Here is a 25,032-nt window from a genome sequence, read left to right on the forward strand (position 1 = left end):
CTGCCCTTGGGCTGTCAGTGATAGAGGTCGTGCCCGAATGCCACGAGCGCACACAGGATGCGCGCTCGTGTTTAGAGAGACGTGGTGAGCGTTAGTTCCACCGTTTTCATGCAAGGGCAGGCCAGAGGCAGCTGCGAGGTGCCTATGCGTCGGCCACCTTCAAGACCAGCTTGCCCAGGTTGCGGCCTTCGAACAGCATCAGGAGCGCCTGCGGGAATTGTTCGAAGCCGTCGACCACGTGCTCGTGGCTGGCGATCTCGCCCGCCGCCAGCCACGCACCCAGTTCGGCCACGGCTTCCGGGTAGCGCGCCGCGTAGTCGAACACCACCATGCCTTCCATCCGCGCGCGGTTCACCAGCAGCGCCAGGTAGTTCGCCGGCCCCTTGACGGGTGCGGTGACGTTGTATTGCGAGATCGCCCCGCAGATCACGATCCGGGCTTTCATGTTGATGCGCGTGAGGACGGCGTCGAGGATGTCGCCGCCGACATTGTCGAAATAGACGTCCACGCCTTGCGGGCAATGCTGCTTGAGCGCTGCGTGCAGGCCGCCCGCCTTGTAGTCGATGCAAGCATCAAGACCCAGTTGCTCGACGACGAAGCGGCATTTCTCGGCGCCACCGGCAATGCCGACCACGCGGCACCCCATGCGCCTGGCGACCTGGCCCACGGTCATGCCGACGGCGCCGGCCGCGCCCGAAACCACGACCGTGTCGCCGGCCTTGGCCTGGCCGACCTCGCGCAGGCCGAACCAGGCCGTCATGCCCGGCATGCCGAGCAGGTTCAGCCACGCGGTAGGGTGACCGATGCGTGGATCGATCTTGTTGAAGCTGGCGTTCTTGTCATCGGCCGGGCCGGACCAGTAGCGCTGCACGCCGGTGCCGCCGGCGACATGGTCGCCCACCGCAAAGCGGGGCGAACGCGACGCCACCACCACGCCCAGCCCGCCGGCGCGCATGACTTCGCCAATGGCGACCGGGCGGATATACGATTTGCCTTCGTTCATCCAGCCACGCATGGCCGGGTCGAGCGACAGATACAGCACCTTGACCACGATCTCGCCCTCGCCAGGCGCCGGCACCGCCTGTTCGTGCAATTGCCAGTCGTGGGCCTGCGGCAGTCCGACCGGGCGGGCAGCGAGCAGGAATTGCTGATTGGGTGGAAAGGTGTCGGTCATGCGGGTCTCCTGGCTTGGTTGGATGATCTGTGCCAGGAAGTCTACCCCGCGCCGTCGCCCGGCGCGCGCTGCGCATGCGACAATAGCGGGCTCACGAGTCCGACTACCGATCAATCCGTTCAAAGCACCGCACCAATGGCTATCAAAGCGACCATCTACAAGGCCGACCTGTCGATTGCAGACATGGACCGCAACTATTACCACGAACACAGCCTGACGATCGCCCGGCATCCGTCCGAGACCGAGGAACGCGTGATGATCCGCGTGCTGGCCTACGCGCTGCACGCCGACCCGGCGCTGGCGTTCACGAAAGACCTGTTCGACGTCGACGAGCCGGCGCTGTGGCTCAAGGACCTGACCGGCGCCATCGACCTGTGGATCGAAGTGGGTCAGCCCGACGAGAAGCGCCTGCTGAAGGCGGCCGGCCGCGCCGAGAAAGTGATCGTCTACAGCTACAGCGCAACGAGCAGCATCTGGTTCAAGGGCATCGCCAACAAGATCGAGCGCGCCAGGAACGTCAGCGTGATCAACATCCCGGCCGAGATCAGCGCCCAGCTCGAGAAAATGGCGTCACGCTCGATGGCGCTGCAGTGCACGATCCAGGATGGTCAGGTGTGGCTGACCGACGGCACCGACACTGTGCTGGTCGAGCGCGAAGCCTTGCGCGGCGCCGTGTAAGATTGTATTTTTCACTGACACCAACTTGCCAAGGATTGCCATGACCCGTCACCTGATCGCCGCGCTTGCCGCTGGCCTGTTTTCCGTCTCCGCGCTGGCCCAGGTCACCGTGACCGAACCGTGGGTGCGTGCCACCGTGCCGGCCCAGAAAAGCACCGGCGCTTTCATGCAGCTGCAATCGGCCACGCCTGCGCGCCTGCTCGAGGTGCGTACGCCCGTTGCCGGCCGCGCCGAAATCCACGAGATGGCGATGGAGGGCCAGGTGATGCGCATGCGTCAGGTGAAGAGCATCGATCTGCCGGCCGGCAAGCCGGTCGTGCTGGCCTCGGGCGGTTACCACGTGATGCTGCTGGACCTGAAGCGCCAGCTGAAAGAAGGCGAGAACGTCGAGCTGACCCTGGTGGTGCAGGACGCCGCCGCCAAACGCCAGGAAGTCAAAGTGACGTTGCCGGTCATGCCGCTGACGCACAGCGGCAAGCCGGCAGCGCAGGATGCGCACGCGGGCCACGCCGGCCACTGAGCGCAACCGGCGACTTCACCGCATCAGCGCGGCGCGTTCCCGATGCGCCTCACTTCTCCCGAGCCCGCCACGCTGCGGCTCACTGCCGGGTCACCGTAATAGCCCACGTCGCCCGACCCGGCGATTTTTGCGCGCAGATCGTTCTTTGCCCACACCGTCACGTCGCCGGACCCGGCGATGCTGACGCGTACCGTATCGGCGCCAACCTTGCCCAGGTCAACACTACCCGAGCCACCGATCGACACGGACAGGTCACGTACCATTCCGCCATCGGCGCGCAGGTCACCGCTGCCGGCCACTTTGGCCGCAACCGTCTCGGCGTCCAGTCGCGCGATCTGGATCTTGCCCGACCCGCCGACGTCCACGTCCAGGCGCTTGCCGTGCAGGACATCCGCATCGATGGTGCCCGAGCCGCCCAGTGACAGGCGCTCGATCTGGCGCGCCGTCACGACAATTTTAAGATTGCGCGTGCGCAGGTCGAGGTTGCGCCTGGCGGGACGGATGCGCAGCATGCCGTCTTCCACCCGCGTTTCGACCAGGGCTTGCAGATTGTCATCGGTCTCGACTGTGACACTGTCGACGTTGCCGACGTTGCCAATACGCAGTTCCAGCCGGCCCGGCAGGCCCAGCGCGATGCCATTGAATGACTCGACCTTGCGCGCCTGGCGTGTGACGGTGCCATTGCCGTCGACTTGTTCGCCGCCAAATGGCCAGGCCGTGGCCGTCGGGGGCGCCACGGTGCAGGCGAGGGCGGCGGCGAGCATCAGGGCGCGCAGGGCAGAGGTGGAACAGACATGACGCGACATGGTGGGGCTCCTTGAAAGTCGGTGGGTATGCTGCACATCCTGGCAGGACGGCCCGGTTCCGCCGAGCCGTTTGCGACAGACTGCGCGCGACGTGGTGTGAAATGCAACTGTGCGGATTAAGCCGCATGCGCCGGAAGATCGAGCACGCCCACGCAAGATGCACTAAGATAGTGCGCTTTTTGCAACGGAGTAGTGCGATGAACGTGATTTTATTGGCGATGGCCTTCTGTGTGGGCATGGCCATGTCGGTGCAGGCGGCAGTCAATAGCCAGCTCGCCCATTCGATCGGTGCCAATTCGGTGATGGCGGCGCTGGTGTCATTCAGTTGCGGCACGGCGGTATTGCTGGCGGTTGCGCTGGCCAAGAGCGGGGTGGGCGGCCTGGGCGCGACGCTGGCCGCATTGCCATCGCAGCCGGCCTGGAAATTCCTTGGCGGCTTTCTTGGTGCGGCGTTCGTGTTCGGGACCGTGTTCCTAGCACCGCGCATCGGGCTGCTCAGCCTGATCGTGCTGGTGATTGCCGGTCAGCTGCTCAGCTCGATGGCGATCGACCATTTCGGGCTGATTAATATGGCGACGCGCAAGGTGTCCGGTGTGCGCGTTATTGGTGCGCTGGTGGTGGTGGCCGGGGTGACGATCACGGTGTTCGGCGAGCGGATTGTTGCAAGTATGTCACGCTAAAGATTTTTTTCTTTTCTGCAATATTCAGGTTCTATAATGGTCGACACTTGATCTTTTACTAGCATCGGCCAGATGGAATATCACCAGTCCTCGCAGATCCCCACCCTGTCGTACATCGAGAACGAAGACCATCCGGTGTTCGAAACCCTGGTCCAGCAGATCCTGCATCTGCTGAACTCGAAGCTGGTGTTTTCGGACATCATCATCCACCAGAACAGCCCGTTGATGCTGCGCCAGCCGAAGGGTCTGGTGGCGGTGACCGATTCGCCGATCACGAAGGAAGAGCTGGAAGAATTCTTCGACGTGATCGAGCCGAACTGGCCGCAGCGCATCGCCTCGCGCGCGTTTGACCGCTCGATCGACCTGCACACGGCGCGCATCCGTGCCAACTGCTTCCGCTTCCAGGGCGGCAAGCGGATAGGCTGCGTGATCCGGCGCTTTCCGAAAGAGCCGATTCCGCTGGCCGATCTGGGCCTGTGGGACGACGAGCGCGAATTCGCGCGCCTGACCAGCGGCCTGGTCCTGATCATTGGCGACACCTGCCAGGGCAAGTCGACGACGATCGCGTCGATCCTCGACGAGATCAACCGCCACCGCTCGGGCCACATCATCACCATCGAAGACCCGGTCGAAACGCTGATCCCGCAGCGCAAGTGCATCATCACGCAGCGCGAAGTGGGCGAGGACGGCGACGTCGACAGCTACTACCTGGGCGCACTGGACGCGCTGCGCGAGCGGCCCGACGTGATCGTCATCGGCGAGATCCGCGACGCCCAGACCGCGCAGGAAGCGCTGGCGCTGGCCGAATCCGGCCCGCTGGTGCTGGCGTCTCTGCATGCGCGTTCGACCGAGCTGGGCCTGCAAAAGATGCTGCGCCTGCTGGGCAACACGGACGCCCAGGCGCAAGCGCTGGCCCACGCGCTGCGCGGCGTGCTGTGCCAGGCCTTGCTGCCGTCGGTCGAGGGCAACCGCTACCACCTCGCCACCGAATGCCTGACCCCGAGTCCGGCCGTCGTGCGCATGCTCGAAGCAGGGGACCTGAGCAGCATCCGCGCGCACATGAATCGGGGCATCGATGCCGGTTGCCACACGATGAATGCGTCGCTCGAAGGCTTGCTGGCGTCGCACAAGGTGCGCGTCGAGGATGCGCGCAATGCCACCACCGATCGCGTGGCGTTTGCCGATATGGTGTGAGCCCTTGGCGACTCAATCGAGCGACACCGCCCGATAGCGATTGACCTCGGTCGCCGTGACCGGCGCGCCGGCATTGCCCCAGCTGACCCGGACCCAGGTCAGTACCGCCGCCACTTGCTCATCATTCAGTTCATGCCCGAACGGCGGCATTCCGTAAGGCCGCGGATTGCCGCGCGTGCCGGGCGGGAAGCCGCCGTTGACCGTCATCCGGATCGCGTTCACGGCCGGCGTCATGGTCACGGCGCGGTTGCCGGCCAGCGGCGGGTAGGCCGGCGCGTTCCCCTTGCCATCGTCGCCATGACACGCCGCGCACTGCGCCGCGTAAATTCGCCCGCCTTCGGCCAGCACCTGTTCGGCAGCTGGCGCCGATACCAGCGTGGGCTGCGCTACCGCAGGCGTGGCAGCGAGCGACTTCAGATAGCCCGCCATCGCGCCCAGATCCTCGGGCGTCAGGTACTGCAGGCTGCGCGCCACCACTTCGGCCATCGGACCGGTCGCCGCGCCGCGTGGCGAGATGCCCGTGCCCAGCAACGCCACGATATGCGCGTCGCTCCAGTCCCCAAGGCCCGCTTCACGGTTGGCAGTCAGCGATGGCGCGTACCAGCCAAGGGTCGGGATCATGCCGCCGGCCAGCGTGCCATCGGTCGTGCCCAGGCTGTTGCGCGTGCTGTGGCAGGCGCTGCAATGGCCTAATCCCTCGACCAGGTACGCGCCCCGGTTCCAGCTGGCGCTGCGCGCCGGTTGTGCGGCATATTCGGCGGGCCGAAAGTACAGCAGCCGCCAGCCGGCCAGCAACGCCGGCTGGTTGTATGGGAAGCGGATGGCATGCGGCCGGTTTGCCTGGTGCTGCGGCGGCAGGCTGCGAAAGTACGCGTACAGCGCATCCGAATCCGCGCGCGTCACTTTGGTGTAGTTCGTGTACGGGAAGGCCGGATACAGCAGGCGGCCGCTTGGTGCGATGCCATTGTGCAGCGCATTCCAGAAGTCGTCGGCGCTCCAGGCGCCGATGCCGGTGTCGCGGTCGGGTGTGAGGTTCGGGCCGTAAAAGCGCCCGAACGGCGTATCGAGCGCGCGCCCGCCGGCATACGCCACGCCGCCACGCGCCGTGTGGCAGGCGATGCAGTCACCGGCGCGCGCCAGATAGGCGCCGCGCGCGATGTTGGCGGGCGTGGACGCCCAGGCCGCAGGCGAGCTGGCCGGCACGAATTCGGCGCGCGGCCACGCGAGCAGGATCGCGCCGCCGACGACCGCCACCCCTGCGAGAAAAGCGATGCGGACGGTCTTCATCATGGCGCGCTGCCACAGAGGATCGGCAGCGGACGGGCGACGGCATCGGCCGGCCGTGGGTCGGGTGGCATTGACTGCGCCGCCAGCCAGCCCGAGACGGCGGCGACATCGTCGGGCGACAGGCGCGCCGCCACCTGGCCCATGCAATCGGGCGCGTGGGCGCGCCGCACGCCGTTGCGCCAGGCGCCGAACTGCGCGTTGACGTAATCGCGCGGCAGACCAAGCAGGCCCGGGATCGCGGGCTGCACGCCGGTCAGGCGCGCGCCGTGGCAGGCGATGCAGGCCGGGATGCCGCGCCCTTCGTCGCCCTCGTGCACCAGTTGGCGACCGCGTTCGCGCTGCGCGGGTGACAGGTTCATGGGCGTGGGCGGCAGCACGGTCGGTGCCTGCGCCGCAAAATGCGCGGCAATCTCGCGCAGGTAGGCGTCGGGCAGGTACTCGGTGAGGTAAGTCATCACCGGGTAGTGGCGCCGGCCATCCTGGAAGTTGCGCAGCTGGTGGTACAGGTAGCCGGCCGGCTTGCCGCCGATGCGCGGATAGAAGCTGTCGTTGACGGGGTTGCCGCGTGCATCGACGCGCGCGTGGCAGGTGGCGCAGGCGAGCAGGCGCTGGGTGAGGGTGTCGGGGACGGGCTGTGGCGCGGCGTTGGCCACGGACGTTGCAGCGCACAGGAGCGCAGCAGCGGGCCAACGGAAGCAGCGAGACATCATGGATTCACCGGCAGCATGGACGCTGACGATGATAGCGCGAATCTTGAACGCCGCGCGGGATTCAGACTGCCGGCGTGTCCGCTTTCCAGCGCCGGTAGATCCGCAGCGCCGCATGCGCGTCGTCTGCCGCATATTGCAACTGCTTGTCCGACAGGTGCGGCAGCGACCAGTTGGTGGTCGTGATGCGCTTGGATTTTTGCAGCCGCTCACCGAAGAAGCGCTCGACGGCGCTCTTGGCGCCCAGCGGATTCTTTTCGCCGCGCCGGCGCAGCGCCGTCGACAGGTCGAGCACGTGGCGCAGCTCGATGCCGAACTTGGACTTCAGCCGCTTGACGTCGTCACCCAGGCCAAAACCCACCTTGAGGATGCTGCTTGACGCGAGCACAGGTTCTAGCACGGTGAAGGCGAGGGCATTGCCGGCCGGCGTGGCGGTCTGGAACAGGAAGGCGAATTCGTCGGTCGCCAGCTGCACCAGATGCGGCCCGGTCGAGACTTCGCCCTTGGCGAACGTCGGCTTGGATTCGGTATCGAAGCCGATGACGTCGGCTGCGAGCAGCGCCGCGAGCGCCTGCTGCGCGTCGGCATCGGAACGCACCAGCCGCACATCGGCCGGGTCGATGCCGATGTAGGCGGGCAGCTCGGGTTGCATTCCTTCGGCTGCCGCGCCCTTCAGGACGTCGCCCGAATTCAAGTCTTCGAGAACTTGGACGCCAGCGCCTGCAGCTTTTCCTGGCGCTTGCGGTTGTTTTCTTCTTCAAGGGCGGCGTCGCGCTCGGCCTTCTTGCGGTCGGCTTCTTTCTTGAAGCGCTGCTGCAATTGCTCTTTTGCGTGCAGGCGGTGCGCCTCAGGCACTTCGGCGCCGGCTGTGCCGTCGAGGTCGTAGCGGACCTTGGCTTTTTCCATCGCGCGCAGGTAGCGCATCGAGCCGGTGTGGATGCCGAGGGCGGCGCGCATCGTTTTCTTGTCCAGGCCCGGCATGCGTGCCTGCAGCTGCTTGTCGATACCGATCGACAGTGGCAGGCAGTCACGGAAGGCGGGATACTCCTGCTGGAGTTGCTTGAGCAGCGAGCGCGCCGACTGGCCTGATGCCGGGGCCGCGGCTGCAGCCGGGGCTGCTGGCGCTGCCGGCTCGACTGACTCGGCTGGCGACTGCGATGGCTGCTGTGCATCCGGGGTGGCCGGCGCGGCGGTGGTGTCGACGGACTCTGCAGGGGTATTGGTATTCATTGACTTCATGGTAAGAACAGGATTGCGAAGGATAGCACGGCGCTAAAAGCCGCATTGTACTAGTTCCACTAATAAATGTTGAGAAAGACGCACTGCAATGAAGCATTGAAACGCGAAATCGTGTATGATCCGCCTCTTGCCTTGAGTCCGGCTTGCGCCGGCGCAGACCAGCAAGAAGGTCGTTATGCCGGGGCGATGCACTATGTGACTCGTGGAAATCCTTCGCCGGATTGCGCGACGATCATCAAAACTTGCATTGGGGAATAATACCCCCATCTCCTATTCTTCTAGAAAAATAGATGCAAGCCCGTGTTAGCGGGCTTTTTTTCGTTCTGACATGCAAAGCACGATTTTGAACAGCGACCAACGCCACCTGCCCGCAGCCCCGATATTACGCCGGCGCGCGCACCGAAGGGCAGGTCGAGCTTGAAGTCTGGCATGTCCGCCCTAAGGTAGGGCCACTTCCGTTCCCCATTCCCAGGTCCCGTACGCGGGGCCCGCTGGATTATTGACTTCGCAGGCGCGCTACTCGCCTCGACTGGAGAGTTTTAAGCTATGAAAAACACCGCCAAGACATTGACACTGACAGCGAAAAAAGCCCCCGCCAAAGCATCGGCCCCGCTGGCAGTGCCTAAAACCGCCACTTCCTACTTCCTCGAAACGGAAGCGGCGGCCAAGGTCACGGTGGTCAAGACCCGTTCGCGCCTGGCGACGCTCAAAGCCCAGGCCGACGCGATCCTGGCCGCCGGTGGCCCCGCAGCCGAGCCGGTTGCTGCCGTCGCTGAAGCCGCACCTGCACCAGTGGCGCCAGCGGCCGCGCCAGTGGAAGCTGCAGCGGCGGTCGAGGTCAGCGCGCCTGAACCTGTCGCTGCTGCAGCAGACACCGCAGCCGACATCGCGCTTGACGCGCACGATCCAGCCGACGACTACATGCCAACGCAGGCCAAGCCAGCTGCGCCACCGGTCATCGTTCGCAAGCGCGGCCGTCTGGCGGCACTGAAAAACGCCGAGCCGGAAAGCGACGTTGCTGCCGAAGCCGCACCAGCCGAAGCCGTGGCCGTGGCCGCCGCCGTTGCCGACCCTGCGCCAGTGGCCGAGGAAGCGCCGAAAGTCGTGCGCACCCGCACCGCGCGCCGTGTCGACGCCAGCCCGGCTTCGGTGCCAGTCGCCCAGACCAATGCCGTGGGCACCGTCAGCAAGACCACCGACGCCGCTGCACTGGCTGCGATCGACACGTCGGGCTACCTGCTGCCGCAGGTGAAGGTGCCTGGCCGCCGTGGCCGCAAGCCGAGCGAATTCGTGCCGGAGAACGACGAAGTCGCGGCGCTGAACGCCGTCGAGCGCGCCGAAATGAAGGCCGCATCGAAAGTACGTGAGCGCAAGGCCAAGGGTATTGCGCTGCTGAAAGAAGAAGGCTTCTCGGAAACCGAACTCGAGCGCCGTCGCCAGCAGCTGAAGAACCTGATCAATATGGGCAAGGAGCGGGGCTTTTTGACCCACGCCGAGATCAACGATCACCTGCCGGAAAACATCATCGATCCGGAAGCGATCGAAGGCATCATCGCGACCTTCAACGACATGGGCATCGCCGTCTACGAGCGCGCGCCGGAAGCCGAAATGATGCTGTTGTCGGACCAGGCCGTGACGCCGACCAGCGAAGACGAAGTGGAAGCAGCCGCCGCGACCGCGCTGTCGACCGCCGATTCGGACTTTGGCCGCACGACCGACCCGGTGCGCATGTACATGCGTGAAATGGGCGCCGTGTCGCTGCTGACGCGCGAAGGCGAAATCGAAATCGCCAAGCGCATCGAACAGGGCCTGAAGGACATGGTCCAGGCGATCTCGGCCTGCCCGACGACGATTTCGGAAATCATCGCGCTGTCGCACAAGATCGCCAACGATGAACTGAAGATCGACGACGTGGTCGATGGCTTCGTCGACATGAACGATACCCCGGCGCCTGCCGCCTCGGTCGCCCACGCCGCTGCGATCAGCGAAGAGGACGACGAAGAAGAAGAGGAAGAAGTCGAAGAAGAAGAGGGCGACGTCAACAGCGGCGCCGCTGCCGGCTATTCGCCCGAGCAGCTCGCGCAACTGAAGAAGAGCGCGCTCGAGAAATTTGCGCTGATCGAGCAGCAGTTCGACCTGATGGGCCACGCGTTCAAGAACAAGGGCTATGGTTCGGCCGCTTACGAAGATGCGCAGGCCGTCATCTCGTACGAGCTGCTGGGCATCCGCTTTACTGCCAAGGTCGTCGAGAAGCTGTGCGACACGCTGCGCGGCCAGATGGACGAAGTGCGTTCGATCGAGCGCGCCGTGCTGGATATCTGCGTGAACCGCTGCGGCATGCCGCGCGCTCACTTCATCAAGGTCTTCCCGGGCAACGAAACCGATCTGCAATGGGGCGACCGCGAAGTCGACTGCGCGTATCCGTACAGCGCGGTGCTGAGCCGTAACCTGCCGGCGATCAAGGAACTGCAACAGCGCATGATCGACCTGCAGGCGCGCGTGGCACTGCCACTGGCCGATCTGCGCAAGATCAACAAGCAGATGGCGGCGGGCGAGAAGCGCGCACGCCAGGCCAAGCGCGAAATGACCGTGGCCAACCTGCGCCTGGTGATCTCGATCGCCAAGAAATACATCAACCGCGGCCTGCAGTTCCTGGATCTGATCCAGGAAGGCAATATCGGTCTGCTGAAAGCGGTCGACAAATTCGAATACCGTCGCGGCTACAAGTTCTCGACGTATGCGACGTGGTGGATCCGCCAGGCGATCACGCGTTCGATCGCCGACATGGCCCGCACGATCCGCGTGCCGGTGCACATGATCGAGACGATCAACAAGATGAACCGCATCTCGCGCCAGATCATGCAGGAAACCGGCAGCGAGCCGGATCTGCCGACGCTGGCCCTGAAGATGGAAATGCCAGAGAACAAGGTTCGCGAGATCATGAAGATCGCGAAAGAGCCGATTTCGATGGAAACGCCGATGGGCGAGGACGGCGATTCGCAGCTGGGCGACTTCATCGAAGACAACGCCACGCTGGCCCCGCTCGACGCTGCGCTGCACGCCTCGATGCGCAACGTGATCAAGGAAGTGCTCGATTCGCTGACCCCGCGCGAAGCAAAGGTGCTGCGCATGCGTTACGGCGTCGAGATGTCGAACGACCACACGCTGGAAGAAGTGGGCAAGCAGTTCGACGTGACCCGCGAGCGGATTCGCCAGATCGAAGCCAAGGCAATGAGCAAGCTGCGCCAGCCATCGCGCTCGGACAAGCTCAAGACCTTCTTGCACAATCAGTAATTCGTCATACAGCGTCGGTCGTCTCGACGTGAAAAAGCCGCCCGGTTCACGCCGGGCGGCTTTTTTTGCGCTGGCCTGTCAGGTGAAGTCGACGCCGTGTGCGCGCCACCTTCCAGAATAAATCATCGATATGCCCCGCTCGCGATTCTTTGTCACTCTCCCAAGTAAACCGTGGTTGTCAATACACACGTTTTATTGAACAGCAGAAATAAAATCGGACACATGTTCTGCTCCCCTCAAATTTTGCAATACTTGACCTGCACTCCAGGCCTTGATTTACTTCCTTGAAAGACTGCAGCATGCCTACCACCACACTCCCGCGCCTTGCCCATACCTGTCTCGCCAGCCTCGCGCTGCTGGCCCCGTTGTCCGCTGTCGCTGGCGATGACGGGATCGTTACCGACCGTCCCGATTTCGTCGAGTCCAGCAATGTGGTCGGCCGTGGCCGGTTCCAGATCGAGACCAGCGTGCTGGCCGAGCGCGACAAGACCGATGGTGTCCGCGCGCGGAGCTACAGCATGCCGACGCTGCTGCGCTACGGCGTGGGCGACGTGCTGGAACTGCGCCTCGAAACCGACGGCCGTACGGTCCAGCATGCCGGGAGCGAGGGCACGTCCGCCGGCTACGCCGACACCGCGCTTGGCGTGAAGTGGCATGTGCAGGACGAGGCGCCCGGTCGCCCGTCGGTGGGTGTGCTGTTGCATGCCGACCTGGACAGCGGGTCGCGGACCTGGCGCGGCCAGGGCGTGCGCCCGTCGCTGCGCGTGGCCGCCGAATGGGAATTGCCGGGTGACCTGTCGCTGGGCGTGATGCCCGGCGTCGGGAGCGAGCGCACCGAGGATGGCAAGCGCTACGGCTACGGTATCTTCGGCGTGGTGCTGGGTAAAGAATTGACGCCAACCTGGCGCGCATTCGTCGAAGTGGCGGCACCGCAAATCGCCCGCAGCGCCAATGGCGGCACCGTGGCCACCTTCGATACGGGCATGGCCTGGTTGCTGTCGGACCGCTGCCAGCTCGACACCATGCTCGCGCTGGGCCTGAACCGGCGCACACCCGATGCCGCGCTCACGGTCGGGCTATCGTTCAAACTGTAGGGAGAAATCACCATGAATCTGACCATCCGGCACCGGCTGTTTCTATCGAACCTGGCAGCGGTATTTCTGGCTGCCGTGGTGGCCAGCATCGGCTACGGCGCGATGTTGTCGCTGGAGAAGGTGATGAACGCCATCACCGTCAACGGGAGCGCGCTGAAGCAGCAGCTGCAGGCCGACATGGCGCACGACGCTCTGCGCGCCGATGTGCTGGCCGCACTGATTGCCGGGCCGGATGACGCAGGCAAGCAGGCCGAGGTCCGGCGCGACCATGCGCAGCACGCCGCCACACTGGCCGGCTTGATCGACACGCTGGCCAAGGAGGATACCGACGCAGCCTTGCAAAGCGCCATTCCTGCCGTGCGCGCCGACGTCGACGCTTATCTGAAGAGCGTGGCGCGGATGATCGACCTGGCGTTCACCGACCCGGGTGCGGCGCGCCAGGCGCAGGCGGAATTCATGGGGCATTTTCGCAAGCTGGAAACGAGCATGGGCGCACTGAGCGATACCATCGGCGCCAGCGCCGAGGCCACGCGCGTTGGCGGCCACGAACTGGTCGTCCGCTCGGAACGCCTGCTGTTGCTCGCTGCCTTGACCGCCGTGATGCTGATGGTGGTGGTGGGCCAGCTGTCTGCACGCGCCATCCGGCGCCCGCTTGAGGAAGCGGTGGCGTTCGCAGGCCGCATCGCCGACGGCGACCTGGGCGCGACGCTGGACGGCAATGCCGACGACCAGACCGAAACCGGGCGCCTGAAGGTGGCGCTGCAGCGCATGCGCGCCAACCTGCATGGGGTGGTCAGCCAGGTGCGCGGCAGCACCGACGCGATCGAGACGGCGTCCGGTGAAATCGCCAGCGGCAACCTGGACCTGTCGCGCCGCACCGAGCAGCAGGCCGGCGCACTCGAAGAAACGGCGGCATCGATCGAAGAACTGGCGGCGACGGTCAAGCAGAATGCCGATAGTGCCTTGCAGGCCAACACGCTGTCGGCATCGGCTTCTGCAGTAGCCGTCAAGGGCGGCGAGGCGGTGGCGCGCGTGGTCGACACGATGGGCGCCATCCACACGTCGTCGCGTCGCATCGTCGACATCACCGGCACGATCGAATCGATCGCGTTCCAGACCAATATCCTGGCGCTCAATGCAGCGGTGGAAGCAGCGCGGGCCGGCGAGCAGGGCCGCGGCTTTGCAGTGGTGGCATCCGAGGTGCGCAATCTGGCGCAGCGCGCCAATGCGGCGGCCGGCGAAATCAAGGTGCTCATCGATGAGTCGGTGCGGCACGCCGACAACGGGATCTCCCTCGTCGCGGCAGCCGGCGGCACGATGGACGAGATCGTGGCGAGCGTCAGGCGCGTCACCGATATCGTGGCCGAGATTGCCACTGCCAGTCATCGGCAGGGGCTGGGGATTGCACAGGTCAATAGTGCGATCGGGGAAATCGACGCCGTCACGCAGCAGAACGCCGCGCTGGTGGAGCAGGCTGCAGCGGCAGCGGCGTCGATGCAGGAGCAGACAGCCAACCTCAGTGTGCTGGTCGGGAATTTCAAGCTGGGTCAAACGACTGCTGCTCTGCCGGCGCCGGTGGAACAGCGCCGGCAGAGCGGGGTCCTGCAACTGGCCTGAACCGTTAGCCGGTATTGCGCAGGCCGGCCGCGACGCCGTTGATCGACAGGTGGATGCCACGGTGCACCCGTTCATCGACCTGGCTTGCCGGATCGAGGCCCAGTGCCCGGTGCCGGCCGATCAACTCGACCTGCAAGTGGTTCAGCGGGTCCAGGTACGCGAAGCGGTTCTGGATCGAGCGTGCCAGCAGCGGATTGCCCTGCAGGCGCTCGCCCGTGCCGGTGATGTCTTCCAGGATCCGCAGCGTGAGCGCATGTTCGGCCGTGATGCGCTTGAAGATCCGCTCGCGCAGTTCCACGTCGGCCACCAGTTCGGCGTAGCGGCGGGCGATCGGCAGATCGGTCTTGGCCAGTACCATGTCCATGTTCGACAGCAGCGTGGCGAAGAACGGCCACTCCTGGAACATCGTGCGCAGCTCGGCCAGTCTGTTTTCGCGCTCGCCCTCGACCTCGCCCAGCCAGCCGTTGACGGCCGAGGCAAACCCGAACCAGCCCGGCAGCAGCAGGCGGCACTGGCCCCACGAGAAGCCCCACGGAATCGCGCGCAGGTCTTCGATGCGACGGGTCGACTTGCGCGAGGCAGGGCGCGAACCGAGGTTCAGCTCCGCGATCTCGGCGATCGGCGTGGCGGCAAAGAAGTAGTCGGTAAAACCCGGTGTGTCGTAGACCAGGTCGCGGTAGGCCTTGTAGGCGCGGTTCGACAACCCGGCCATCACCGACTCGAAGCGGTGCAGGCGCGCGGTCTGGGCGTCGCTGGCAGTATTGGGCGTCAGGCTCGCTTCCAGCGTGGCCGAGACCAGCAGCTCCAGATTGCGCCGGCCGATTTCGGCATTCGAGAACTTGGATGCGATGATCTCGCCCTGTTCGGTCAGGCGGATCTGGCCATTGACCGTGCCTGGCGGCTGTGCGCGGATCGCATCGTAGCTCGGCCCACCGCCACGGCCGACCGTGCCACCGCGGCCATGGAACAGGCGCAGCTTGACCTGCTGCTGCGCAAACACCTCGACCAGTTTCAGTTCGGCCTGGTACAGCTCCCAGTTCGATGTGAGGAAACCCCCGTCCTTGTTCGAGTCGGAGTAGCCCAGCATGACTTCCTGCAGGTGACCCTGTTTCGCGATCACGTTGGCCACGAACGGCAGCGCCATCCAGGCATCCATGATGCCGGCCGCGCGCTGCAGGTCGGGAATGGTTTCGAACAGCGGGATCACCATCACTTCGCCCGTTGCGCTGCCGGCGCGCAGCAGACCGGTTTCCTTTTGCAGCAGCAGCACTTCGAGCAGGTCGGACACCGTCTCGGTGTGCGAGATGATGTAGTTGCGGATCGCGCGCGGGCCGTAGCGCAGGCGGATCTCGCGCGCGCAGCGCAAAATCGCCAGCTCGGACGTCGTTTCTTCGCCATAGGTGTCCCATGGCGAAATCAATGGCCGGGCGCCGTCGAGTTCGCGCAGCAGCAGCGCGACCTTGGCGTCTTCGTCGAGCGCCGCGTAGTCAGCCTCGACGCCGGCGCGGGCCAGCAGTTCGGCCAGCACGCGCTCGTGGATGTCCGAACTCTGGCGCATGTCGAGTGAGGCCAGGTGAAAGCCAAAGATGCGCGCCGCGCGCAGCAGGCCGGCCAGGCGCGGCATGGTCAGCATCGCGCCGTGGTTCTGGCGCAGCGAATCGGCCAGCGTTTCGAGGTCGGCCGCAAACAGTTCTGGATCCAGATACGGCGCGGCGTGGCCGACTTCCTTGCGCAGGATGTGGCCCACGCCCAGTTCACGCGCGGTGGCGGCCAGGCGCGCATAGATGCCGATCAGCGCGCGCCGGTAAGGCTCGTCGCTGCGGTGCGGCGAGGCGTCGGGCGAGTTCTGTGCCAGCAGTTCCAGCGCCGGCGTGACGTCCACCAGCAGCGTGGAAGCCGACAGTTCGGCGCCCAGCGCGTGGACTTCGTCGAGATAGAAGTCCAGGATCGTCGTCGACTGGCGCGTCAGCGCGTGGCGCATCGTGTCGGCGTTGACGTTCGGGTTGCCGTCACGGTCGCCGCCGATCCAGCTGCCCATCTGCAGGTAGGACGCGTGGGGTTTGGGGACGTCATCCTGCGCGCTGTCGTCAGGGCCGTACTGTTCGGCGATCTCGAACTCGATGTCGTCGTACAGCGCCGGCAGCTCGCGCAGGAACGTGATGCGATAGTACGACAGCGCGTTGTCGATTTCATCGGCTACCGTCAGCTTCGAGTAGCGCAGCATGCGCGTCTGCCACAGCGTGGCGATGCGTGCATGCAGCATCTGCTCGTTGCGCTGGCGTTCGCGCGGCGTGAGCGGCGTGTCGCGCTCGGCCAGCAGGCGCGCGATATCGTGCTCGGCGTCCAGGATGCTCTTGCGCTGCACCTCGGTCGGGTGCGCCGTCAGCACGGGCGAGATCAGCGCCTCGTTGAAGAAGGTCTGGATCTCGGCGCGCCCGATGCCGGCGCCGGCCAGCTTGTCGAGGGCATGGCCGATGCTCCCGGCACGCGGCGCCGAGCCGCCCAGCAGGTGGGCGCGGCGGCGGCGGTTGTGGTGCTGGTCTTCGGCGATATTGGCCAGGTGCGAAAAGTACGAGAACGCGCGCACGACCGAAATGGTCTGGTCGCGGGTCAGCCCGTGCAGCATGGTCGTGAGTTCCTTGCTGGCGTCGGGGTCGTCGTCGCGCCTGAAGCGCACGGCGGTCTGGCGAATGGTTTCGACCAGGTCGAAGACCTTGGCGCCTTCCTGGTCGCGCAGTACGTCGCCGAGCAGGCGGCCAAGCAGGCGGATGTCTTCTTTGAGCGGCGCGTCCTTGTCGGCGCCAGTGGATACGTCAGGGAGAGCAGGGTTGTTCATATCGACCACAAGTAAGCGTTGTGCGAGGGCGGTTAGCCACGGTCTGCAAGAGGCCCCCATGATAAAATTTGTGATCTTATGCAGGGAGCGGTTACCGGCATCGGCCGGATCGGCCCAATGACAGTGAAAGAATTCGTGTGTTAGCAGCTATACAGCAAGGTACTTCAGCGCCAGTGGCGCCAACGATGCCGTCAAAACTCATTATCGCATCCCGCGAGAGCCGCCTGGCCATGTGGCAGGCAGAGCACGTGCGCGACCGGCTCGTCGCATTATATCCACAGTGTCGCGTCGAAATTCTCGGCATGACGACACGGGGCGACCAGATTCTCGACCGCACGCTGTCGGCCGTCGGCGGCAAGGGCCTGTTCGTCAAGGAGCTCGAAGTCGCGATGGCAGAAGGCCGCGCCGACCTGGCCGTGCACTCGCTCAAGGACGTGCCGATGGAGCTGCCCGAAGGCTTCGAGCTGACCGCGGTGCTCGAACGCGAAGACCCGCGCGACGCGTTTGTCTCGAACGATTACGACAGCCTGGCCGCGCTGCCCCCCGGCGCCATCGTCGGCACCAGCAGCCTGCGCCGCCAGTCGCTGATCGCGGCGCGCTATCCGCACCTGGTCATCCTGCCGCTGCGCGGCAATCTCGATACCCGCCTGGGCAAGCTCGATCGCGGCGAATATGCCGCCATCATCCTGGCCGCTGCGGGCCTCAAGCGCCTCGGCCTGCCGCAGCGCATCCGCGCATTACTTGAACCCGAGACGAGTTTGCCGGCGGCCGGGCAGGGCGCGATGGCGATCGAGATCCTGAGCAGCGCGCGCAGCGATGGCGTCGACCTGCGCGCCGTGCTGGCGCCGCTGAACCACGACGACACCGCCAGCGCCGTGCTGGCCGAGCGCAAGGTCTCGCGCGTCTTTGGCGGCAGCTGCCAGATCCCGCTGGCGGCCTTCGCCACCGTGCAGGGCGGTCAACTGCGCCTGCGTGCGATGGTCGCCACGCCCGACGGCAAGCGCAGCGCGCACGCCGAAGTGAGCGGCCCGGTCGAGCAGCCCGAGTACCTGGGCGAGCAGGTGTCCGAGTTGCTGGCGCAGCAGGATGCGAATGCGATCCTGGCGGCATGCCGTCTCGATGCCGCGGCAAACCAGGATGCCTGAGACGGCAAGCGTCGTCGTCGTCACGCGCCCGCGCGCGCAGGCCGATGCGCTGGCGCAGGCAGTGTCCGCCAGCGGTCGCAAGGCCGTGCTGCTGCCCCTGCTCGAGATCAGCCCGGTCGAGGATGCCGCGCCGCTGCGCGCGGCGCTGGCTGAACTCGACCGCTTTGCGCTGGTGGTGTTCGTCTCGCCCAATGCCATCGACGCGGCGTTCGCGCACATCGACGCCTGGCCCGTGGCCGTGCCGGTGGCGATCGTCGGCGACGGCAGCCGCGCTGCGCTGGCGCGCCACGGCGTGACGGGTGACGCGTTCACGATCTTCAGCCCGGCCGACAGCGCGCACAGCGATTCGGAGCATCTGCTGCAGCGCCTTGACCTGGCAGCGTACGCTGGCAAACGCGTGCTGATCGTGCGCGGCGACGGCGGGCGCGAGCTGCTGGCCGACGCCTTGCGCGCCGCCGGCGCCCGGGTCGAGCCGGTGGCGGCGTATCGCCGCGCGACGCCGGTATTGACGGCGGAACTGGCCACACGATTGCGCGCCTTGCTGGCGCAGCCAAACGACTGGATAATCACGAGCTCGGAGGCCCTGCGCGGCCTGGCCGGGCTGGTGCAAGCCATCGATGACGAAGGAAGTGACGCGTTGCTGACCAAGTTGATGCAGCAGCGCCTGATCGTGCCCCATGCGCGGATTGCACAGACGGCCCGCGATCTGGGCCTGGAACACGTGCGCCTCACCGGTTCCGGCGATGCACGCCTATTAGCAGCGTTACAATCACAAGAATGAACGAATTGCCGAATAACCCAGACCAGCCCCAGGGCAGTGTGCCCGCTCCCAGCCTTGCCAAGCATGAGGAGGCGCAGGTGCCGCCTGCTGCTGCGCCGCGCATGAGCGGCCCTGCGACGCGCGGCCTGTTTGATCGCGTGGCGCGGCCATTGCCGCTGGCCGTCATCGCGCTGGCCACGCTGCTGGCCGTGCAGACGGTCTCGTCGCACAGCCGTATCAATTCGCTGCGCCAGGACATGGCGCGCAGCCTGCAGAAGGGCAATGCGGTCAATGCCGAGACGGCAGCGCTGGCCCGCGACGTGGCCGACCAGTCGAAAGAGCTGCAGATCAAGGTCGGCGTGCTGGAAAGCCGCCAGAGCGAAGCGCAGAGCCAGCAGGTCGCGCTCGAGCAGCTGTACAAGGATCTGTCGCAGAACCGCGACGAGTGGGCGCTGTCCGAAATCGAGCAGGTGCTCGCGACCGCGAGCCAGCAACTGCAACTGGCCGGCAATGTGCAGGGCGCCCTGATCGCGCTGCAGAACGCCGACCGCGCCGTCTCGAGCTCGAATGCGCCGCAATTTTTGACCATCCGCCGCGCGATCGCGGCCGACATCGACAAGCTCAAGGCCTTGCCGGCGGTCGATCTGGCCGGCGTCGCGCTGCGCCTGGATAACGTGATCGTCCAGGTCGAGACACTGCCGATGCTGGCCGATGAAAAGCCGCTGCTGCCGGTGGCCCCGGTGCGCACCACGCGCCGGCTCGAGGCCGCCGCCGCGCCTGCCAAAACCGCCGTGCCGGCCGTGCCGCCTGAGTCGCTCGGTGTGGGTCAGCGTCTGCTGCAGACCTGGAGCCAGTGGAGCCAGGAGATGTGGGACGACGTGCGCCAGCTGATCCGCGTGCGCAGCGTCGACGACCCCGAGGCGCTGATGCTTTCGCCGAGCGAGTCGTTCTTTGTGCGCGAAAACCTGAAGCTGCGCCTGCTCAATGCGCGCCTGGCCCTGTTGTCGCGTAACGAAACCACGTTCCGCGACGACCTGGCCACGGCCCAGACCATGCTGGCCAAGTATTTCGACACGCGCGCCCGCACGACGCAATCGGCCCAGGCGGCATTGCGCCAGGTGCAGGCCAACGACCTGACGATCGAGCTGCCGACGCTGGCCGAGAGTCTGGGCGCGGTGCGCAACTACAAAGCGAAGCAATAACCATGCGCTTACTCATCTGGCTGGTTACGCTGATGGCCGCGGCCATCGGCATCGCGGTGACGGCACGTTTCAATCCGGGCAACGTGGTGCTGTTCTATCCACCGCACCGGATCGACATGTCGCTCAATCTGTTTGTCGTGGTGCTGATGCTGCTGTTTGCCACGCTGTACGTGCTGGTGCGCACCTTCTACGCGACGGCGCGCATGCCGCAGCGGGTGGCGGCATACCGCCAGCGCCGCCGCGAGCGCGATGGCAACAAGGGCTTGCGCGATGCGCTCAAGGCACTGTTCGAAGGCCGCTTCGGCCACGCCGAAAAAGCCGCGATGCGCGCTGCCGACCTGCCCGAGAACACGGGCCTCGCGGCCCTGATCGGCGCGCGTGCGGCGCACCGCATGCGCGAGCCGGCACGGCGCGACGCCTGGCTGGCTGGCATCTCGCATGACACCACGCTCAAGACGGCGCGCCTGATGACGCTGACCGAACTGCTGGTCGACGACCACCGGCCCGAAGCGGCGCTTGAAGCGGTGGCCGAACTCAATGCCAGCGGCCAGCGCCACATCCACGCGCTGCAGTGGGCGATGAAGGCCAACCAGCAGGCGCGCAACTGGCCCGAGGTGCTGCGCCTGGTGCGCATCCTCGACAAGCGCAATGCGCTGCATCCTGCTCTGGCACGACGCTTGCGCGAAATGGCGTACGAAGCGCTGCTTGGCGAAGACGACCACGACGCCGAATCGATCCGCTGGACCTGGGCCACGGTGCCGCTGCAGGACCGCACGGTGCCGTACGTGGCGGCGCGCGCCGCCGGCGCTTTCAATGCGCGCGGCCTGCACGACGAAGCGCGCGCGATTGCCGAAGAGTCGCTCAGGGCCAACTGGGACGAGCGCGTCGTGCGCGCCTACCGCGACGCGGCCAGCCCGGCGGGCTCGCCATCGCTGCTGGCCCAGATCGAAGCCTGCGAAACCTGGCGCCGTGAACGCCCGCAGGACGCCGAACTGGCGCTCACGCTCGGCACGCTGTGCCTGAAACAGAAGCTGTGGGGCAAGGCCCAGCGCTATCTGGAGCAAGCCTTGTCGGATGCGACCGAAGCAGCAATGGTGCGCGAAGCGCATCTGAAACTGGCCCAGATGCATGAAGCGCTGGGGCAGGACGAGCTGGCCGCCAGGCATTACCGGCAGTGCGCACTGGCCACTGTGTTATAACGCGTGCCTTTCGCTATAATGGCGGACTAATTTTGACTCTTTAGCAACCAAGGATCCCATCATGAGCCTGAACAACGTCCCAGCCGGCAAAGACGTGCCGAACGACTTCAACGTCATCATTGAAATCCCGATGAACTCCGATCCGGTCAAGTATGAAGTCGACAAGGACACCGGCGCGATCTTCGTTGACCGTTTCATGGGTACCGCCATGCACTACCCATGCAACTACGGCTACGTGCCGCAGACCATCGCCGACGACGGCGACCCATGCGACGTGCTGGTCATCACCCCGTTCCCGCTGCCACCGGGCGTCGTGGTTCGTTGCCGCGCGCTGGGCGTGCTGAAGATGACTGACGATGGCGGCGGCGATGCCAAAGTCATCGCGGTGCCAATCGAAAAAGTGCTGCCGATGTACAAGAAAATCCAGTCGCTCGACGACGTGGAAGAGCTGCGCCTGAAGCAGATCCAGCACTTCTTCGAGCACTACAAGGATCTGGAAGCCGGCAAATGGGTCAAGATCGAAGGCTGGGCGGGTATCGATGAAGCCAAGGCCGAAATCGTTGCCGGCGTGGCAGCGTACAACAAGGGCGCCCAGGCATAAGCCAGCGCGCAGGCAGTATTTGAGAGCCGGCGGCCCGTGAGGGACGCCGGCTTTTTTACGTCAGTGGCGCTCGTGGCGGCGCAGCAGGCAAAGGACACCCAGGCCGCTGGCCAGTAGCAGCCGGCTGGTCGGCTCCGGCAGGCGCGTGACCACGCGCACCGTGTCGATTCCGACATGGCTCAGCCTGGTCGCGTCGCCCAGGTAACGAAACGCGAAGCGGCCGGTGCCATCCACCGTCAGGTCGAGGTGCCATGGCTGCCATTGGGCGGGGAAGTCGGCGGCGCCGCCGATGCTGGCCAGCAGCGTGTCGAAGGACGCGGCAGCGGTGTCGCTGCTGCGGCCGAAGCGGACTTCAAGCAGGTCGTCGAAGCCGTCGACGCGCTCGCGGCTGGTGAAGAATGACAATGTGCTCAGGCCGTTGAGCGTCAGCGTGGGCGTGATCAGCCAGTTGTCGACGAGACCGATGCCGTGCGCGGCGCTGAGGCAGCTCGCGGCGCCGTAGTTGTCAGGTGCACCGGTGTGGGCCGGGAAGATGGCGGGTTCGCCCTGGTGCCAGGGCGTGCCGGGCGGGACACTGCGGTTGATTCGGACCCAGCCGGGGGAGTCGGCCAGGTTGGCGAAATCTTCGCTGAGTACCTCGATCCCGGCTGCGTGGGCGGTGTGAGGGGCACAGGCGGCCGGGACCGCTGCTGCGGCGAGCATGTAATTGAGTCGTTGCATGATGAGGCGTCGCGTCGTGGATCGAGGCTTCATCATAGAAACGGCGGGCGCTGCGGTATTGCGGTGCCTCGGCGCTGTCGGGTCACGTGTCCGGCGCGACGCAAAAGGCGAGGGGGAACCAAAAAACGTCGCCGAGGTCGTAGGGTGCGCGAATTGAATGTTCTTAACGCAGAGAGCGCGCCGCCAGCCACGCCCGCAGCCGCAGCTTGCCAACGATCCCCACCGGAAACCAGTAAATCGACAGGATGAACAGCACTCCCAGCCACAGCATCCAGCGATCCGGATGCAGGACTGCAGCCAGCACTGGCACACCGTCCAGCGCAGCAGCGCCGTGCGCCATCCCGTCCCGCAGGTAGTTCTGGGCCAGGATGAACAGCGTCGCACCCACCACCGCGCCATACATCGTGCCCATACCGCCGATCACGACGATCAGCAGGATGTCGGTCATGACCTCGAACCCGAGCGACGTCTTCGGGCCGACGTAGCGCAGCCACAGCGCCATCAGGGCGCCGGCCAGGCTCGCCATCAGCGCCGCCAGCACATTGGCCCAGATCCGGTACAGCATCGTGCGATAGCCCAGTGCCTCGGCGCGAAACGGGTTTTCGCGGATGGCCTGCAGCACCCGCCCGAACGGCGAATTGACCAACCGCAGCAGGAACAGGAACAGCAGCAGGCAGCCGCAGAAGACGACGTAATAGGTCAGCAGCCGGCCATCGAGCTGGCGCCCGAACACGTCGCCTTCGAGCAGCACGAAGCCGGGAGACAGCGCGTGCGGCACGCTGAACGTGACGCCATCTTCGCCGCCGGTGAAATCGGACAGTTGCGAGGCCAGCACCGCAAACGACGAGGCCACGGCCAGCGTGATCATCGCGTAGAAGATGGCTTGCACGCGCAGCGCGAACAGGCCGACCACCAGCGCGAGCGCGAGCGCGAGCAGCAATGCCAGGCCAAGCCCCGTCATGGCGACGCCCCAGGTGGGCTCGTCGACGCGCGCCAGCGCCAGCCCGACGCCATACGCGCCGATCCCGTAGAACATCGTGTGGGCGAACGAAACGATGCCGGTATAGCCCAGCAGCAGGTCGTAGGATGCCACCAGCACGATATAGACGCAGATCGTGGCAGCCGTGTTGAGCGGTCGCGCGCCGGAGGTCAGGAACGGCGCCAGTGCGAGCCCGAGCAGGATCGCGACCAGTAGCGCTGTCAGGATGCGGCTGCGCGGCAGGTCGCCCGATAACAGTTGCCGCAGCATGCTCAGCCCCGTCCCGTTGCGTACAGCCCGGCCGGCCGCCACAGCAGTACCGAGACCATCAGAATGATGCTCGAGACCAGCGCGACACCGGGCGCCAGGAAGCCCGCGTAATTGGCCACCAGCGCGATGAGCAGCGCGCCGATGAAGCAGCCACCGACCGATCCCAGGCCGCCGATGATGATGACGATGAACAGCATCACCATGATCTCGCCGCCCATCGCGGCCGTCAGCGTTTCCTTGTACAACGCCCACATGACGCCACCCAGGCCGGCCAGGCTCGCGCCGGCCGCAAAGACCATCACGAACAGGCGCCGGATGCGGTAACCGAGCGCTTCGACCATCTCGCCATGTTCGACGCCGGCGCGTACCAGCAGGCCGATCTTCGTGCGGTTCAGGATCAGGTACATCGCAACGAATACCACCACGCCAATCGCTACCGCCACCAGGCGGTATTTGTCGATGGCTGCGTCGCCCAGCAGGAACGCACCGCGCAGCGCCGTCGGCAGCGGCACGGCGATCGTTTCGGCGCCCCAGACGACGTGGATCAGCTGCTCGGCCACGATCATGCCGCCCATCGTGACCAGGATCTGCTTGAGGTGCTGGCCGTAGACCGGCTGGATGAGCAGGCGCTCGAAGGCCCAGCCGAGCAGTCCCGTGACCAGCATGGCGACCACGATCGCCAGCGCCAGCACGCCCAGGTTGAGAGTGAGCGAATCCATCTCGAGCCAGACGCGCAGCGGCAGCAGCACGAGGGTGGCAGAAAACGCGCCCACCGCGATGAACGCGCCGTGGCCGAAATTGATCACGTTCATCAGCCCGAACACGAGTGTCAGCCCGCTGGCCATGATGAAGATCATCATGCCCATCGCGAGGCCCGCGACGCTCAAGGTGAGCCAGGTGGCCAGGTTGCCCACCAGTGGCAGCATGGCCAGCATCAGCAGCGGCACGAGCAGCAGCGGCGCGATGTCGCGGCGGGTGGCCGGTAGCTGGCTGTCGGCCGGTGGTGCGGCGGGGGCGATGGACATGGATT

General features: G+C 65.6%; 22 protein-coding genes. 12 read left to right on the plus strand and 10 right to left on the minus strand.

Annotated elements, in window-relative coordinates:
• Window positions 1-142: 142 nt before the first annotated feature.
• The gene (locus AC56LY_RS04830) at window positions 143-1,174 is read right to left on the minus strand and encodes an NADP-dependent oxidoreductase (RefSeq protein WP_499577015.1); all 1,032 of its coding nucleotides are present in this window, start codon (window positions 1,172-1,174) and stop codon (window positions 143-145) included.
• A gap of 135 nt (window positions 1,175-1,309) precedes the next feature.
• Between AC56LY_RS04830 and AC56LY_RS04835 the strand changes: the two genes are divergently transcribed.
• Together AC56LY_RS04835 and AC56LY_RS04840 are read left to right on the plus strand one after the other, a co-directional pair.
• Complete coding sequence (locus tag AC56LY_RS04835) at window positions 1,310-1,852, plus strand: YaeQ family protein (RefSeq protein WP_499577016.1); 543 nt, start codon at window positions 1,310-1,312, stop codon at window positions 1,850-1,852.
• Window positions 1,853-1,892: 40 nt separating this feature from the next.
• Entirely contained in the window at window positions 1,893-2,372 is a 480-nt protein-coding gene (locus AC56LY_RS04840) for a copper chaperone PCu(A)C (protein ID WP_499577018.1), read from the plus strand.
• A 23-nt stretch (window positions 2,373-2,395) separates the two neighbouring features.
• Here AC56LY_RS04840 and AC56LY_RS04845 read toward each other — a convergent pair whose 3' ends face one another.
• Complete coding sequence (locus AC56LY_RS04845) at window positions 2,396-3,178, minus strand: head GIN domain-containing protein (RefSeq protein ID WP_499577022.1); 783 nt, start codon at window positions 3,176-3,178, stop codon at window positions 2,396-2,398.
• Window positions 3,179-3,303: 125 nt separating this feature from the next.
• Here AC56LY_RS04845 and AC56LY_RS04850 point away from each other — a divergent pair, with 125 nt between their 5' ends.
• Together AC56LY_RS04850 and AC56LY_RS04855 are read left to right on the plus strand one after the other, a co-directional pair.
• Entirely contained in the window at window positions 3,304-3,858 is a 555-nt protein-coding gene (locus AC56LY_RS04850) for a DMT family transporter (protein ID WP_499577026.1), read from the plus strand.
• A gap of 72 nt (window positions 3,859-3,930) precedes the next feature.
• Window positions 3,931-5,052: a type IV pilus twitching motility protein PilT gene (locus AC56LY_RS04855; RefSeq protein ID WP_499577030.1), complete on the plus strand. Its 1,122-nt coding sequence runs from the start codon at window positions 3,931-3,933 to the stop codon at window positions 5,050-5,052.
• A gap of 12 nt (window positions 5,053-5,064) precedes the next feature.
• Here the strand turns inward: AC56LY_RS04855 and AC56LY_RS04860 are convergent, their stop codons facing one another.
• The 4 genes from AC56LY_RS04860 to AC56LY_RS04875 all read right to left on the minus strand — a co-directional run bounded on the left by AC56LY_RS04860 (window position 5,065) and on the right by AC56LY_RS04875 (window position 8,276).
• A complete protein-coding gene (locus tag AC56LY_RS04860) occupies window positions 5,065-6,339 on the minus strand; it encodes a cytochrome c (protein WP_499581953.1) in 1,275 nt (424 codons plus the stop codon).
• Complete coding sequence (locus AC56LY_RS04865) at window positions 6,339-7,049, minus strand: c-type cytochrome (RefSeq protein WP_499577034.1); 711 nt, start codon at window positions 7,047-7,049, stop codon at window positions 6,339-6,341. The genes AC56LY_RS04860 and AC56LY_RS04865 overlap by 1 nt, the downstream gene beginning before the upstream one ends.
• Window positions 7,050-7,110: 61 nt before the next feature.
• The gene (locus AC56LY_RS04870) at window positions 7,111-7,698 is read right to left on the minus strand and encodes a 3'-5' exonuclease (RefSeq protein ID WP_499581955.1); all 588 of its coding nucleotides are present in this window, start codon (window positions 7,696-7,698) and stop codon (window positions 7,111-7,113) included.
• Between the two features lie 38 nt (window positions 7,699-7,736).
• Window positions 7,737-8,276 carry a ProQ/FINO family protein gene (locus AC56LY_RS04875; RefSeq protein ID WP_499577037.1) on the minus strand — a complete coding sequence of 180 codons (540 nt, stop codon included), beginning with the start codon at window positions 8,274-8,276 and terminating at the stop codon, window positions 7,737-7,739.
• A 555-nt stretch (window positions 8,277-8,831) separates the two neighbouring features.
• Between AC56LY_RS04875 and rpoD the strand changes: the two genes are divergently transcribed.
• From rpoD to AC56LY_RS04890, 3 genes are all read left to right on the plus strand, one after another.
• Window positions 8,832-11,579, plus strand: coding sequence for an RNA polymerase sigma factor RpoD (gene rpoD, locus AC56LY_RS04880; protein WP_499577040.1), 2,748 nt, complete (start codon window positions 8,832-8,834; stop codon window positions 11,577-11,579).
• Between the two features lie 299 nt (window positions 11,580-11,878).
• Window positions 11,879-12,673: a transporter gene (locus AC56LY_RS04885; protein WP_499577042.1), complete on the plus strand. Its 795-nt coding sequence runs from the start codon at window positions 11,879-11,881 to the stop codon at window positions 12,671-12,673.
• 12 nt (window positions 12,674-12,685) lie between these two features.
• On the plus strand, window positions 12,686-14,290 hold the full coding sequence (locus tag AC56LY_RS04890) for a methyl-accepting chemotaxis protein (RefSeq protein WP_499577045.1): 1,605 nt from the start codon (window positions 12,686-12,688) through the stop codon (window positions 14,288-14,290).
• 4 nt (window positions 14,291-14,294) lie between these two features.
• Here AC56LY_RS04890 and ppc read toward each other — a convergent pair whose 3' ends face one another.
• Entirely contained in the window at window positions 14,295-17,126 is a 2,832-nt protein-coding gene (gene ppc / locus AC56LY_RS04895; RefSeq protein ID WP_499577048.1) for a phosphoenolpyruvate carboxylase, read from the minus strand.
• 185 nt (window positions 17,127-17,311) lie between these two features.
• Between ppc and hemC the strand changes: the two genes are divergently transcribed.
• The 5 genes from hemC (at window position 17,312) to ppa (ending at window position 22,033) form a co-directional block, all read left to right on the plus strand.
• The gene (gene hemC / locus AC56LY_RS04900; protein ID WP_499577051.1) at window positions 17,312-18,271 is read left to right on the plus strand and encodes a hydroxymethylbilane synthase; all 960 of its coding nucleotides are present in this window, start codon (window positions 17,312-17,314) and stop codon (window positions 18,269-18,271) included.
• Window positions 18,264-19,052, plus strand: coding sequence for a uroporphyrinogen-III synthase (locus AC56LY_RS04905; RefSeq protein WP_499577053.1), 789 nt, complete (start codon window positions 18,264-18,266; stop codon window positions 19,050-19,052). The genes hemC and AC56LY_RS04905 overlap by 8 nt, the downstream gene beginning before the upstream one ends.
• Window positions 19,049-20,233: a uroporphyrinogen-III C-methyltransferase gene (locus AC56LY_RS04910; RefSeq protein ID WP_499577058.1), complete on the plus strand. Its 1,185-nt coding sequence runs from the start codon at window positions 19,049-19,051 to the stop codon at window positions 20,231-20,233. Before AC56LY_RS04905 ends, AC56LY_RS04910 begins: the two co-directional genes overlap by 4 nt.
• Before the next feature lie 2 nt (window positions 20,234-20,235).
• Window positions 20,236-21,432, plus strand: a complete 1,197-nt coding sequence (locus AC56LY_RS04915; protein WP_499577060.1) for a heme biosynthesis protein HemY — start codon at window positions 20,236-20,238, stop codon at window positions 21,430-21,432.
• Between the two features lie 61 nt (window positions 21,433-21,493).
• A complete protein-coding gene (gene ppa / locus AC56LY_RS04920; protein ID WP_183550812.1) occupies window positions 21,494-22,033 on the plus strand; it encodes an inorganic diphosphatase in 540 nt (179 codons plus the stop codon).
• A 60-nt stretch (window positions 22,034-22,093) separates the two neighbouring features.
• Here the strand turns inward: ppa and AC56LY_RS04925 are convergent, their stop codons facing one another.
• From AC56LY_RS04925 to AC56LY_RS04935, 3 genes are all read right to left on the minus strand, one after another.
• Window positions 22,094-22,753, minus strand: a complete 660-nt coding sequence (locus tag AC56LY_RS04925) for a choice-of-anchor J domain-containing protein (RefSeq protein WP_499577062.1) — start codon at window positions 22,751-22,753, stop codon at window positions 22,094-22,096.
• A 163-nt stretch (window positions 22,754-22,916) separates the two neighbouring features.
• A complete protein-coding gene (locus AC56LY_RS04930) occupies window positions 22,917-24,002 on the minus strand; it encodes a branched-chain amino acid ABC transporter permease (RefSeq protein WP_499577063.1) in 1,086 nt (361 codons plus the stop codon).
• A gap of 2 nt (window positions 24,003-24,004) precedes the next feature.
• Complete coding sequence (locus AC56LY_RS04935; RefSeq protein ID WP_499577065.1) at window positions 24,005-25,027, minus strand: branched-chain amino acid ABC transporter permease; 1,023 nt, start codon at window positions 25,025-25,027, stop codon at window positions 24,005-24,007.
• Window positions 25,028-25,032 lie beyond the last annotated feature (5 nt).

The sequence above is a fragment of the Telluria sp. ZT3P25 genome (genome assembly GCF_059685895.1).

What these genes read in the sequence shown, in the direction of transcription:
- AC56LY_RS04915 (WP_499577060.1), top strand. Translation starts at nt 20,236, where the DNA reads ATGCGCTTACTCATCTGGCTGGTTACGCTGATGGCCGCGGCCATCGGC.
- AC56LY_RS04870 (WP_499581955.1), bottom strand. Translation starts at nt 7,698, where the DNA reads ATGCAACCCGAGCTGCCCGCCTACATCGGCATCGACCCGGCCGATGTG.
- AC56LY_RS04845 (WP_499577022.1), bottom strand. Translation starts at nt 3,178, where the DNA reads ATGTCGCGTCATGTCTGTTCCACCTCTGCCCTGCGCGCCCTGATGCTC.
- AC56LY_RS04855 (WP_499577030.1), top strand. Translation starts at nt 3,931, where the DNA reads ATGGAATATCACCAGTCCTCGCAGATCCCCACCCTGTCGTACATCGAG.
- AC56LY_RS04835 (WP_499577016.1), top strand. Translation starts at nt 1,310, where the DNA reads ATGGCTATCAAAGCGACCATCTACAAGGCCGACCTGTCGATTGCAGAC.
- AC56LY_RS04935 (WP_499577065.1), bottom strand. Translation starts at nt 25,027, where the DNA reads ATGTCCATCGCCCCCGCCGCACCACCGGCCGACAGCCAGCTACCGGCC.
- AC56LY_RS04840 (WP_499577018.1), top strand. Translation starts at nt 1,893, where the DNA reads ATGACCCGTCACCTGATCGCCGCGCTTGCCGCTGGCCTGTTTTCCGTC.
- AC56LY_RS04890 (WP_499577045.1), top strand. Translation starts at nt 12,686, where the DNA reads ATGAATCTGACCATCCGGCACCGGCTGTTTCTATCGAACCTGGCAGCG.
- AC56LY_RS04865 (WP_499577034.1), bottom strand. Translation starts at nt 7,049, where the DNA reads ATGATGTCTCGCTGCTTCCGTTGGCCCGCTGCTGCGCTCCTGTGCGCT.
- AC56LY_RS04850 (WP_499577026.1), top strand. Translation starts at nt 3,304, where the DNA reads ATGCGCCGGAAGATCGAGCACGCCCACGCAAGATGCACTAAGATAGTG.
- hemC (WP_499577051.1), top strand. Translation starts at nt 17,312, where the DNA reads ATGCCGTCAAAACTCATTATCGCATCCCGCGAGAGCCGCCTGGCCATG.
- ppc (WP_499577048.1), bottom strand. Translation starts at nt 17,126, where the DNA reads ATGAACAACCCTGCTCTCCCTGACGTATCCACTGGCGCCGACAAGGAC.
- AC56LY_RS04885 (WP_499577042.1), top strand. Translation starts at nt 11,879, where the DNA reads ATGCCTACCACCACACTCCCGCGCCTTGCCCATACCTGTCTCGCCAGC.
- AC56LY_RS04875 (WP_499577037.1), bottom strand. Translation starts at nt 8,276, where the DNA reads ATGAATACCAATACCCCTGCAGAGTCCGTCGACACCACCGCCGCGCCG.
- ppa (WP_183550812.1), top strand. Translation starts at nt 21,494, where the DNA reads ATGAGCCTGAACAACGTCCCAGCCGGCAAAGACGTGCCGAACGACTTC.
- AC56LY_RS04905 (WP_499577053.1), top strand. Translation starts at nt 18,264, where the DNA reads ATGCCTGAGACGGCAAGCGTCGTCGTCGTCACGCGCCCGCGCGCGCAG.
- AC56LY_RS04930 (WP_499577063.1), bottom strand. Translation starts at nt 24,002, where the DNA reads ATGCTGCGGCAACTGTTATCGGGCGACCTGCCGCGCAGCCGCATCCTG.
- AC56LY_RS04860 (WP_499581953.1), bottom strand. Translation starts at nt 6,339, where the DNA reads ATGAAGACCGTCCGCATCGCTTTTCTCGCAGGGGTGGCGGTCGTCGGC.
- AC56LY_RS04910 (WP_499577058.1), top strand. Translation starts at nt 19,049, where the DNA reads ATGAACGAATTGCCGAATAACCCAGACCAGCCCCAGGGCAGTGTGCCC.
- rpoD (WP_499577040.1), top strand. Translation starts at nt 8,832, where the DNA reads ATGAAAAACACCGCCAAGACATTGACACTGACAGCGAAAAAAGCCCCC.
- AC56LY_RS04830 (WP_499577015.1), bottom strand. Translation starts at nt 1,174, where the DNA reads ATGACCGACACCTTTCCACCCAATCAGCAATTCCTGCTCGCTGCCCGC.
- AC56LY_RS04925 (WP_499577062.1), bottom strand. Translation starts at nt 22,753, where the DNA reads ATGCAACGACTCAATTACATGCTCGCCGCAGCAGCGGTCCCGGCCGCC.